We start from the raw sequence: 12432 nt of genomic DNA on the forward strand, positions 1-12432 counted from the left end.
CGAGGGACTTAACGGGGGAGTTAAGCAAGCAAAGGTAGTAAGGGCTGACGGGGGATGCCTAGGCATCAAGAGCCGAAGAAGGACGTGGCTAAGCTGCGAAAAGCTACGGGTAGTCGCTGGCAGACGTAACCGTAGATATCCGAATGGGGCAACCCAACGAGCGTGATGGCTCGTTACTCCGCAAGGAGAGGCAAGCGGCTGAACTGAAACATCTAAGTAAGCCGAGGAAAAGAGAATATTCCCCAAGTAGTGGCGAACGAACGGGGAGGAGCCTAAACCGAGAGATTTATCTTTCGGGGTTGTAGGACCGCCAAATATGATACGATGGAAGCTAGACGAAAGGTCCTGGGAAGGCCTGCCGGAGCGGGTGATAGCCCCGTAGTCGAAAGCAGAAATTGGTCAGGCGGCACCTGAGTAGCGCGGGGCACGTGAAATCCCGTGTGAAGCTGGGGAGACCACTTCCCAAGGCTAAATACTCTTGATGACCGATAGTGAACAAGTACCGTGAGGGAAAGGTGAAAAGCACCCCGACAAGGGGAATGAAATAGATCCTGAAACCGTCAGCTTACAAACAGTCAGAGGGAGCAATCCTGATGGCGTACTTTTTGTAGAACGGACCGGCGAGTTAATTTCTGTAGCAAGGTTAAGGGAGATACACCCGGAGCCGGAGCGAAAGCGAGTCTGAATAGGGCGTGAAGTTGCAGGGATTGAGACCCGAAACCAGGTGAGCTAACCTTGGTCAGGTTGAAGCCGCTGTAAAAGGCGGTGGAGGACCGAACCCACCATTGTTGCAAAAATGGGGGATGAACTGAGGTTAGGGGTGAAATGCCAAACGAACTTGGAGATAGCTGGTTCTCCCCGAAATGTATTTAGGTACAGCCTCTGAAAAAGGCTGGTGGAGGTAGAGCACTGAATAGGCTAGGGGGCGCAAGCTTACCAAACCTAACCAAACTCCGAATGCCATCAGCTATGTCAGGGAGTGAGACGGCGAGTGCTAACATCCGTCGTCGAGAGGGAAACAACCCGGACTGGCAGCTAAGGTCCCTAAATAGTGGCTAAGTGGTAAAGGATGTCTCAGCGCGTAAACAACCAGGAGGTTGGCTTAGAAGCAGCCACCCTTGAAAGAGTGCGTAATAGCTCACTGGTCAAATGTGATGGGGCGCCGACAATTTAGCGGGGCTCAAGCCACTTACCGAAGCTCCAGGTGTGCGAAAGCACGCGGTAGGGGAGCATTGTAGGAGCGACGAACCACACCGTAAGGTTAGTGAGGGAGCGACTACAAGAGAGAATGCCGGTATGAGTAGCGTATTGCTTGCAAGAAACAAGCACACCGAAAGTCTAAGGTTTCCGAAGCAAGGTTAATCCACTTCGGGTCAGTCGGGCCTAAGGTGTAGGCGAGAGCCGAAACCGATGGACAACTGGTTGATATTCCAGTACCGCTCTTAATCGTTCGGACTGATGGGGTAACGCAGGGAGCTAGCCGGAGTGTGCTGCGGCACATCGAAGCTGGTAGATCGATGAGGCTGGGGAGAAAAGCCCTGGCGGAGGTCGAGAGGTGACAGTGAGGGTGCGGCTTGCCAAACCCAAGTCTGGTGAAGCTGAACTGCCGAGAAAAGCCTCTAAGGAGAGAGAGAGCGACCGTACCGCAAACCGACACAGGTAGACGGGTAGAGAATACCAAGGTGAACGAAAGACCCTTCGTTAAGGAACTCTGCAAAATGACCTCGTAACTTCGGGAGAAGAGGTGCTGTTTGGGGTGTAGGTCTATACGACCAGAGCTCTGGACAGCCGCAGTGAAGTGGCCCAGGCGACTGTTTAACAAAAACTTAGGTCTCTGCGAACGCGAAAGCGGAAGTATAGGGGCTGATGCCTGCCCAGTGCTGGAAGGTTAAGAGGAGGGGTGCAAGCTCTGAATTGAAGCCCCAGTGAACGGCGGCCGTAACTCTAACGGTCCTAAGGTAGCGAAATTCCTTGTCGGGTAAGTTCCGACCCGCACGAAAGGCATAACGATCTGGGCGCTGTCTCAACGAGGGCTTCGGCGAAATTGAAAAACCCGTGAAGATACAGGTTACCCGCAGCAGGACAAAAAGACCCCGTGGAGCTTTACTACAACTTGACATTGGACTAGGGCGTTAGATGCGTAGGATAGGTGGGAGCCTGAGAAGCCTGACTTTTGGGTTAGGTGGAGGCAACGGTGAAATACCACTCTTCTGACGTTTTGGCTCTAACTCTTCGGAGGACAGTGTCTGGTGGGTAGTTTGACTGGGGCGGTCGCCTCCCAAAAGGTAACGGAGGCGCCCAAAGGTTCCCTCAGGCTGAATGGAAACCAGCCAATGAGCGCAAAGGTATAAGGGAGCTTGACTGCGAGACGCACAGGTCGAGCAGGTACGAAAGTAGGGCTTAGTGATCCCACGGTGCTGAGTGGAAAGGCCGTGGCTTAACGGATAAAAGCTACCCCGGGGATAACAGGCTTATCTTGCCCAAGAGTTCACATCGACGGCAAGGTTTGGCACCTCGATGTCGGCTCGTCGCATCCTGGGGCTGGAGTAGGTCCCAAGGGTTGGGCTGTTCGCCCATTAAAGCGGCACGCGAGCTGGGTTCAGAACGTCGTGAGACAGTTCGGTCTCTATCCGCTGTGGGCGTAGGAAGATTGAGGGGGGCTGTCCTTAGTACGAGAGGACCGGGATGGACGAACCAATGGTATGCCAGTTGTCCGCAGGGCACGGCTGGATGGCTACGTTCGGAAGGGATAACCGCTGAAAGCATCTAAGTGGGAAGCCCGCCCCAAGATAATTCTTCCCAGACCGGTGGTAGACTACCACCTTGATAGAGCGGAAGTGGAAGCGTCGCGAGGCGTTAAGCTAACCGCTACTAATGGTCGTATTCCTTTCTTCTAACTCCCCTGTTAAGTCTATCGCTTAATTATGGGAGACACTAGAGTAAAGGGTTACTCGCTCGTATTGAATGAAGTAAGTTAAAACGCAATAGAATGAAACAATTTTCTTTGAAAAGCTTTGGATTGATGAAACTCTATTCGACAGAGGGGTTGTGCCTCTCTACCAATTTAGAAAACGAAAAAGCCGTGGCAAGAGCGTGGTGGACCCACCTAGCTCCATCCCGAACCTAGAAGTGAAACGCCTCAGCACCGAAAATAGTCCTACCGCAGGGTAGTGCCAAGATAGGTCGCTGCGGCTTTTTCGTTTTATACCCCTACTCGCCTATTTCCTGTATTGACCCCTTCTTTGTGCCAAATTAAAAAACCCTCCCCGAAATTGGGAAGGGTTACATAATTCTGGGAGTGTCTAATCAGCAAGTTATCTTTTTTCAATTACGCCGATCTGGTAGGCAATTTCACCATGTTGCGCAAATAAGGCACTAATTGCTGTGGCATCCGAAGCTGGCACTACCGCTGCAAAGCCAATACCCATATTAAAGGTGTTGAACATTTCAGCTTGTTCTACATTTCCAGCCGCTTGAATAAGCTTGAAGATTGGCGGTATAGTCCAACTCTCAGAATCTATTCTAGCTGATAGCTCTTTTGGTATTATTTTATAAAGCTTGCGGAAGCCGCTGCCGGTGATGTGTGCCAATCCGTTTATAACCGCGCCTGTTTTTAAAACAGCCAATACTGACTTAACATAAATTCGGGTTGGCTCAAGTAGTGCACTAGCCAGAGACTGCCCGTTTAATTCAGAGGGCGTGTCTTCCAGCGCGTAATGCGGTAAAATTGCTCGGCGCGCCAGAGAGTAGCCGTTGCTGTGCAAACCACTGCTGGCTAAACCGAGAATAATATCACCCGGTTGAATGCTTTCTCCGGTGATGATTCCGTCATTTTCAACAACACCAAAACAACTTCCAGCCATATCGTATTCACCCGGTGCGTAGAAGCCCGGCATTTCGGCTGTTTCGCCGCCAACTATGCTGCAATTAGCACGCCGACAGCCTTCTGCGACACCTTCAGAAACCTGTTCTGCTACTTCGGTATTCAATTTTCCGGTCGCAAAATAGGGTAAAAATACCAAAGGTTCAGCTCCGCGCCTTATGAGGTCATTTACACACATTGCTACAAGATCAATGCCAACCGTGTTGTGGCGACCGGTCATGAAAGCTATTTTGAGCTTTGTGCCAACACCATCACTACCACCGATAAGCATAGGGTGGCGATAGTTTTGGAAACGAGCATCGAATAATACTACACCGCTTTTTTCAATTATTTCGGGACGATAGGTACTACGTGCTGCCATAAATGCCCGTGAGCTGGCTTCATCGCCTGCTTCAATATCTACTCCTGCGCCTTTGTAGGAGAGGGGTGTGGAATTTTCCATATTAGTGTGCTCTGGTAAGCAAAACGCTCACCATTTGCAACAATTCCTCCTCTTGATAAGGTTTCACCAAAAATCCATCTGCGCCCATATCTTCGGCTTTTTGCCGATGCTTGATACCACCGCGACTGGTTAGCATTACAACCGGGATGTTGCGGTATAGCGGGCTTGATTTTAGCAAGTGTGTGAGTTCGTATCCATCCATACGTGGCATTTCGATGTCCATTATTATCAGGTCAGGCGCGGAAAGCTGCTGAAGGGCTTCCAACGCTTCTTGTCCGTCCTTACTGGTGCGTACCCTGAAACCGGATTTTTCCAGCATACTTGATAACACTTTTCGGACACTGAGTGAGTCATCAACAACTTGAATCATCGGCGAACGCCTTTGTTTAAACACGTCCTGTGGTTGTACTCCCGGCATGCGTAGCCGTCCCGTAGTACCTCGCCTCATTTCGTGTGCAGCAGTAACGCTTTCCGGTGGTTTTGCTTTAGGAGTGCTGACAAAACCGGAGACATAACTACCGCCTCGCAAGCCTGACATCACCAAAAGCTCAAAAATATTCAAAATCAGTACCACTTGCCCGTTGCCGAGTATAGTAGAGCCAAGAATACCCTGCACCGTTTTGAGGTGAGTACCGAGATCTTTAATTACAACTTCCTGTTGTCCAACCAATTCATCTACTTCTAGCGCATAGCGGTCTAAGCCTGCCAATATCAGCAAAGGTCTGTCTGTGCGCGAGGTATTGCTGTCTTCCTCAAAATCATGGTTTCGCAGACGGTTGGGTAGGTGTAACAATTCTCGCATATTTATTAAAGGCAGACTCGAATTTTCGTCCTCAGGGTGAAAGTAAGGTTTGCTCGCCATAAGTTCGATAGTACCAGCATCAATTCTGGTAGTACGTTCGATAATACCAACCGGAATAGCATAGGTGTATCCCCCGCTTTTCACAAGAATTGCACGGGTAATGGTGAGCGTGCTTGGCAGGCGTATGGTGAAAACAGTACCTACTCCCCGCTCCGATTCAACTTCGATGATGCCTTTTAGCGCCGCTACATTAGCCTGTACTACATCGAGACCGATACCACGTCCTGAAATTTCGCTGATTGTTACGGAAGTGCTGAAACCGGGTATGAACATTAGGTTATAAATTTCCGAGAGGGTCGGGTTTGAATCTGGTCTTAACAAACCTTTTTCCATACCTCGGAGAAGGAACATTTCAGTGTCAATACCTGCGCCATCGTCGCGTATTTCAATTACTACTTGAGTACCCTCGGTGCGTGCCGTAAAAGTCACCGTACCTTGACGCGGTTTATCCAGCGCTTCCCGCTCCTCCGGCATTTCAATCCCATGATCTACTGCATTTCGTATCAGGTGTAAAAGTGGATCCCCGATTTCTTCAATGATTGTTTTATCAACCATTGTAGTATCGCCTGAAACTAGGAATTGCACTTCTTTGCCCTCTCCTGCCGCTACTGTTCGAGCGGTTCGGTACAAGCGTGGCGTAAGAGTGGAGAGAGGAACGAGGCGGATTTTCACCAATTTATCTTGCAAATCGTCGGTGATGCGCCCTTGTTGCATAGTCAGGTTTTCGAGGTCGTTACGCAGCGTTTCAAGGTCTCTTTGCATTGTGGAAAGGTCGGAGACAGTTTCAGTCATTTGGCGAGAAAACTGGTGGAACTCGGTATAGCGATCCATTTCCAGCGTATCAAATTCTTCGCCGTAAGCATCGGGTGCAAATCTGTTGCCATAACCGGAAAATTCGGGTATAGCGGTTGCACTTCCGGTTGAAACACCGGCGCTTTTCAATAGTTCTACTTCATAGCGGGTTTCAAGCTCACGAGTAAGTCGCTGCAAACGTTTAAGCGAAAGGTTTAATTCTTCTACTACCCGGTTATATACCTGAGAATTTTGTTCTAGCACGGTGCGGTTGATAACCAATTCGCCTACTTGGTTCAGCATTTCATTTAGCCGTTTAATCGGGACGCGCACCTCAATTTCCACATCTAGCGGACCAGAAACAGGAATTCGTGTTTCTTCCGGTTGAACCGTTTGCTCAACCTCTAGCGCCGCTATTTCCTCATCTCTTACGGCATGTAGCGTCGGTATCTCAAATTCAGCAGTTGCTTGTGTCTGTGCTCCCTTAAATATAAATGCGCCCCCCTTGGATTCTTCTTCTTCCTCGCCGATAATGGCGGCATAGCGCGGGCGTAATTCATTAAGAGTAGCAGGGTTTTCCGGGCGACCTCGTTCGAGACCGCGGGCGGTGTTATCAATATAGTTAAAGGTAACGAATAAAAGCTCAACTGTCTCCTTATTGACTTCCATTAAGCCGTCATAAAGGCGATCCAGCAAGTCCTCCATTAGATGAGAGGTTTGGCTGATTACGGTGAAACCAACCATTGCTGCTGACCCTTTAAGGGTGTGGGCAGTACGTCGGATTTCCCGAATGATTTCCCGGTTGGTAGGTTCTTTTTCGAGTCGTCCGAGGTAGAGATCAAGGTTCTGAATATGTTCACGCGCCTCCCCGGCAAAAACTTCTGCCAGTTCGGTGTCTAATTCAACTCCAGAAGGAGGTGTTGCCGTTGCAGTGCTTCTTTCATTGCCAAAACGGGCAATCGGAGAGTTAGTTATTTCTGATTCAAGCTGAATATTTGCTAGTTCTGATTCAGCTTCTAGGGCAAATATTTCTTCATCGCCTTGTGGGATAGGCGTAGGTGTAAAGGCTGATGCTGCATTGCGGTGTGGTTCAAGCAAAAAATTAAGATCGGCTACGGCGCTACGCAACATTTCGCCTATTTCCGGGCTTGTCGGCAAATTTCCGTTCTCAACCGCACCGCTAATTTCTTCGATGATAGTTATCTGGTCGGCAATTTTCGCTAAACCCATCATCTCAGCCGCTTTACGTAGCATTGCAGAAGTTTGGTTCAATTGTGAGGCAGTGCCATCAATGTGACTTTGCTCCCCAAAATTTTGGGTTAATTGGCTGATTCTGTCAATATCACCTTGCGCTTCTGCTAAAAATATCGGACCCGGTTCAAAACCAAACCCGGTAGTATCCATTGCTTCCAGCGCCGCTATATCCTCTTCGCTTAAATCGCCCAAGTCTCCGATTTGTCCCTGCCGCAGTTGTTGAAGGGCAGCCTCTACTGCTTCTACTTCATGAAAACTCATCCCAATGAGTTTTTCTTCTGGGGCAGGTTCGATATCGGCGGCTTCCAGTTCGGTGAATAGCTGTGAGGCTTCGTGGAAATCAGCAAGTTTTTCCTCACTACCAAGCGGAGGCACTGCATTGATCTCACCGAGGTGGCTAATATCATTGAATTCGCGTGAAGCCAATTCTTTGTCAATCGAGACCAGCAGTTCATCATCATTAACTACCAGTTCGGAGGGTAACATAGCTCCTACAACATCGTTTGGGTTACCTTCAAGATGCGGCAAAATTTGCTCTTGTAGCTGATTGACCTGTTCTTCTACATTGTTGGCGCTTAGAATTTCTTCAATTTCGTGGAAATCATCAATTGAGGTGATTTCATCTTCGGCGCTTTCAGGAGTGTTATCCATCCAAGCAGGAGGAATCGAATCGAGTTGATGTGGTGGGGTATGGTTATAACCGCCGGAGGTTATATCACGAATCCTCCTATCCATTTCATCCTGTAGTTCATCAAGTTCCATAGGTATTTGATCTGGTTCAAAAACTACATCAAATGACGATTGAGAAGGGATATAAATGGGTGTTGGATAAGGCAATATATTATCTGCTATTGCAGGTGGCGGTACAGGAATATTTTCTTCGAAATCGTTGAATATTACATCATATAAAGGTGAACTGGTCCAATCGATTGAATTAGGCTGTAAAACAGGGTCGGCGTTGTGCTTGCTTTTAGGGTGTTCTGTATTAAAACCAAAACCCAGTGAAATATTCGACAAGTCCGGTAGCGGTTCTGAATTATCCCCTTCAGGTGTATCCTTTATTTGGCTAAATTCCAAAATCAAATCGTCCAGAGTTTCGCGCTGTCTCGTTCGAGAGGAATTTGTTAAAGGAGGGGAAGCAGGTGTAATAGGTGGTTCCCACGTCGGAGAAAAGGTTGGCATCTCATCAAAAACGTCCCATTCGAGTGGCGCGGACGCTGACGCTGGAGTTGGCTCTGGTGTTTCGCTGCTAAGTTCTTGGCGTTTGCTATCTATCAGATTTGCCAAGTTTTGCACTCGACTGAGCATTTGCTGACTCAACTCTGTTCGATAACGCGATTTTTTTTCGATAAAAGGCAGTAAAGCTTGTTCTAATTCCCAACCTATCCGCCGCATTTCCTCCATTTCCAGCATTGAAGCTGACCCTTTGATGCTATGGGCAAGGCGATACGCTTCATCCAAACTCTCCCTATCATTTGGATTCTTGTCTAACGCCTTGAAGTGGCGCTGCAATTGCGGTATATATTCACTTACCTCATCCAGGAAGGATAAGACGATTTCGGCTTCGAATTCCATATAGTTTATTATCCCATCGCCTGTGGTGGTTCAACAGGAGTTTTGTTTGCACCCACCTCATCAAATATGGAATCGAAGAAGTCAGATTCATCGGTAAGCAAAGAAGAAAGGTCTATATCACCATTGTCGTTGAGATGAGAGAATCCTGCTGGATTGGAAATTTCGAGCGGTTTCCCGTTAGTTTGCGCGACTGGTACTAGCGGTGGCGCGAAAGTAGGGGCGGGTAATTCGTCCTGAGTTTGTGCGTGTGGTGCGTAAAGATTTAAAGCATCAAAGGTAGGGGTATCTTCGGTAACTTTAAAGGCGGCAACAGAAGAGCGCAATTCCTGCGCGGTTTTCTCAACCATCTTCACTACTTCACCGGATTGGTGGCGCAAAGCGACTGCTTCTTGGGTGAGGCTGGAAATTTCGTTCATGCTTCGGGCAATATCATTGGAAGTACCGGCTTGTTGCACCGAGCTTTCCGAAATTGCAAAGCTCAAATTTGCCAGTTTACCTACTACTTCTTCAATCGCGATTAACGCTTTACCGGCTTCGTCCGCAATTCTAGAACCTTCTACTACTTCTGAAGTGCCTTCTTCCATTGCGACTACTGCGGCGGCAGTATCATCCTGAATGGATTTGACCAAGTGCGCAATTTCGCGGGCAGCGTTTGAACTACGCTGTGCCAAGCGGCGCACCTCTTCAGTGACCATAGAGAAGCCTTTCCCCTGTTCACCGGCGGTAGCAGCTTGGATAGCAGCGTTCAAAGCCAACATATTAGTTTGATCGGCTATGTCGTCAATTAATTTTACAATTTCACCGATTTGCTGAGAACTCTCACCTAGACGTTTGATTTTCTTAGCGGTTTCCTGCACGTTATTCCGAATACGGTTCATACTGCTAATAGTGCGTGTAACCGCTTCTTCGCCATATCCGGCATTAGCACGGGCTTCCTGCGCTACTTTTGCCGCATCATTGGCGGCTGCCGATACGCGCTGAATGGCGATGTTCATTTCATTGACGTTACCGGAAACGCTCATAACCCGGTTTGCTTGTCGGTCTGATACTCGATCAAGTCTTTGCGCATTTTCTACCATCAAGTTTACATAATCGTTGGTTTGACTGTTAGCGCGTTGGATGTTGATAATGGTTTTGCGCAATTCTTCAATCATCAGGTTGAAGGAGTCGGCAATTGCCCCGGTCATATCGGCGGTTACTTCGGCTTGAACCGTCAAGTCACCTTCTGCTACTGTGCTGATTTCTTCCAGCAAGCGGGTAATTTGTGATTGAAGTTGTTCTTTTTCCTCGCGGCTTTGAATCAGCGTCAGGGTGTTGTCAAACATCGCGTTAAGGGTAATGCTCAATTGCCCCAATTCATCTTGGTTGGTTACCGGCACACGGGCATCAAAATCGCCTATACCGATGCGTCCCAAAACTCGAATAATGCGACGGATTGGTTGGGTTAGCGTGTTAGCCAGAAAAAATGCGACGATAAGCAACAGAACCACTGCAATAATACCGAGAATAATTGAGGTGTTGGTAATATTATTGGCAGCAGCGGCGAAAGTGGAGTTTGGTACAAGTACGTAGTAACTCCATTGTTTTGAGCTAGTGCGCCCGTAAGCACCTTGATAATCGGCATTATTAAGCTTTATTTCAAAAAAGCGATTATTGGTATCAAAATTCTGGCTTTGTGACCTATCGAAAATCCCCTGAATAGTGTCTTGTTTATTGGCAAAATTGAAATCTTTGGGGAAACGGTTAGTGGCGAGAAGTTCCTGTGCGCTACCAGTACCACTGGCAGGAATAGCATAAAGGACAGAAAAGAGATACTTGGAATTGCCTAAGGCATCATCGGTTGAACGACTATCCGCAATACGTACTCCGCTACTATCTACTAGCATTGCAAAGCTACCCGGTCCGGCGGCTTCTTTATCGGCATTTACAATTTGCCAAATATCGTTAAGTGGTATTCGGGCAGCTACTATTCCAATTATCTGAGATGAGGCATCATGGACTGGGGCAGCAAAGGTAATGACTGCGTCTACTGTGCCACTTTTCTCATTGAAGTGTACGATTTGAGGGTCAGTAATAACTACTGTTTTTTTCTTACTAATAATATCTTGAAAGTAAGTCTGGTCGGAGATGTTGTTTGATTCCCCCGCACGCAAACCGCCTTCAGGTTCGGAGGTGATTTCGATTTGTCCAGTGGGGTTCGCCAATACCAGATAAGTATCCTGACCCATTAAAGGTGCGCGAGTTCTAATCAAGGTTACGGTATCACGCTGATCGCGGTTGTTCGGACCTAGCGCACTGCGGTCGGTTTGCGCAGTCTTCATAAAGTTAACGAGCGCATCGTTGATGGCTATTTGATCCATATCCCGCGCCCGTTCGAATAAATAATCGCTGACTGCATTGGTAGTATTACGACTAAGGTTTGAAAGGTTTCTTTGCGCTTCCTGTAAAAGACCTTGTCTTGCTTGTTGCTGGTTAATTATAGAAACCGGAATGAGGGCAGCAAGCGCAATAATGATGAAGGCAGCCAATAGCTTATAGAAGATAGACCAATCTTGAACACGAAATAACTTTTGCATTAATCTATATCTCCTTTGAGTCTGCCTAGAAAGGGAGACTAAGTTGCTGCACTCACTCGCTGTAAGGTCGGAGCAGTAATCAGGTTTTGAGCGTTTATCAGGGCTATTGTTGTATTGGTTTCTTGATCAGTATAGAACCCACTTAAAAAATCCCCAATTTTCCCATAGCTGTCTTTTACGGCTTGGGTTACAGGTAGGATTTGCTCAGGCTCTACAAATAGAATCCCATTTATATCTTCTACCAGTAATGCAGTTGACAGGTTATTAGCATACACCACTAGCAAGCGTGGTACTGCTCTACCAATAACAAAATCAATGGAAGAAAGGTTTGACGTATAACCGGTCTCAAGTTCGAGATATATTTTGAGGTTTACCACTGAAGTTATTACCCCACGTAGGCTGATAATACCTTCCAGCCAATCTGCGGTATTGGGGACGGGTGCGAGCGCTTCAGGATTAAACCTCAATACTTCCTGAAGCTGATTTATAGGCACACCATATTTATTACCGGCAAGGGTAAACAGCAAATATTGCACCGGCGCTGGTCCGGTTTCTTTGTATGAAAAACTTTCAGGGGAAGTGATACTGGTATCACCCATCTGGAAAGGATTTGTCATAGAACAAAACCCACATGTATATTTAGGATAACCGATAAAGGAAAGATTTATAGCAAGCGTTTAACTATTGCTACCAGTTCTTCACCTTTAAATGGTTTGGTTATATATTCGTTAGCGCCCTGTTTCATGCCCCAGAATTTATCACTTGCTTCACTTTTGGTGGTAAGCATTATAACTGGCAACTTTTCTTTCCCAAGGCGAGTACGAATCTCGCGACAAACCTGATAGCCGTTTTTTTTTGGCATTACTACATCTAGCACTACCAGATCGGGATTCTCTTTGACAATCTTATCAAGCGCATCATCTCCGTCCACAGCGGTAACGATATAATATCCCGCTTGTTGAAGCGGCAAACTCATCAAAGTACGCTCTGTGGGACTGTCATCAACTACTAATATTTTGTGCGGCATTCCGTTGTTTCCTCGCTAGTG

At 47.5% G+C, this 12432-nt stretch carries 5 protein-coding genes and 2 rRNA genes; 2 read left to right on the forward strand and 5 right to left on the reverse strand.

Features of this window, described 5'->3' with window-relative positions; translation table 11 throughout:
* The first annotated feature begins 27 nt into the window (after positions 1-27).
* Both OZ401_RS22955 and rrf read left to right on the forward strand, forming a co-directional pair.
* Positions 28-2895 (forward strand): 23S ribosomal RNA (locus OZ401_RS22955).
* Between the two features lie 183 nt (positions 2896-3078).
* A 5S ribosomal RNA gene (gene rrf, locus OZ401_RS22960) occupies positions 3079-3195 on the forward strand.
* Between the two features lie 119 nt (positions 3196-3314).
* On the opposite strand, the gene purM is transcribed toward rrf, so the two are convergent.
* From purM to OZ401_RS22985, 5 genes are read right to left on the reverse strand one after another with little or no spacing between them, the layout of a single operon-like run.
* Positions 3315-4325 carry a phosphoribosylformylglycinamidine cyclo-ligase gene (purM, locus tag OZ401_RS22965; RefSeq protein ID WP_341470860.1) on the reverse strand — a complete coding sequence of 337 codons (1011 nt, stop codon included), beginning with the start codon at positions 4323-4325 and terminating at the stop codon, positions 3315-3317.
* A gap of 1 nt (position 4326) precedes the next feature.
* The gene (locus tag OZ401_RS22970; protein ID WP_341470861.1) at positions 4327-8808 is read right to left on the reverse strand and encodes a hybrid sensor histidine kinase/response regulator; all 4482 of its coding nucleotides are present in this window, start codon (positions 8806-8808) and stop codon (positions 4327-4329) included.
* Between the two features lie 8 nt (positions 8809-8816).
* The gene (locus tag OZ401_RS22975; protein WP_341470862.1) at positions 8817-11384 is read right to left on the reverse strand and encodes a methyl-accepting chemotaxis protein; all 2568 of its coding nucleotides are present in this window, start codon (positions 11382-11384) and stop codon (positions 8817-8819) included.
* Positions 11385-11422: 38 nt separating this feature from the next.
* Positions 11423-12001, reverse strand: coding sequence for a chemotaxis protein CheW (locus OZ401_RS22980; RefSeq protein ID WP_341470863.1), 579 nt, complete (start codon positions 11999-12001; stop codon positions 11423-11425).
* 47 nt (positions 12002-12048) lie between these two features.
* Positions 12049-12411 carry a response regulator transcription factor gene (locus OZ401_RS22985; protein ID WP_341470864.1) on the reverse strand — a complete coding sequence of 121 codons (363 nt, stop codon included), beginning with the start codon at positions 12409-12411 and terminating at the stop codon, positions 12049-12051.
* Between the last annotated feature and the right edge of the window lie 21 nt (positions 12412-12432).

The organism is Candidatus Chlorohelix allophototropha (genome assembly GCF_030389965.1).
Taxonomy (GTDB): Bacteria; Chloroflexota; Chloroflexia; order Chloroheliales; family Chloroheliaceae; genus Chlorohelix; species Chlorohelix allophototropha.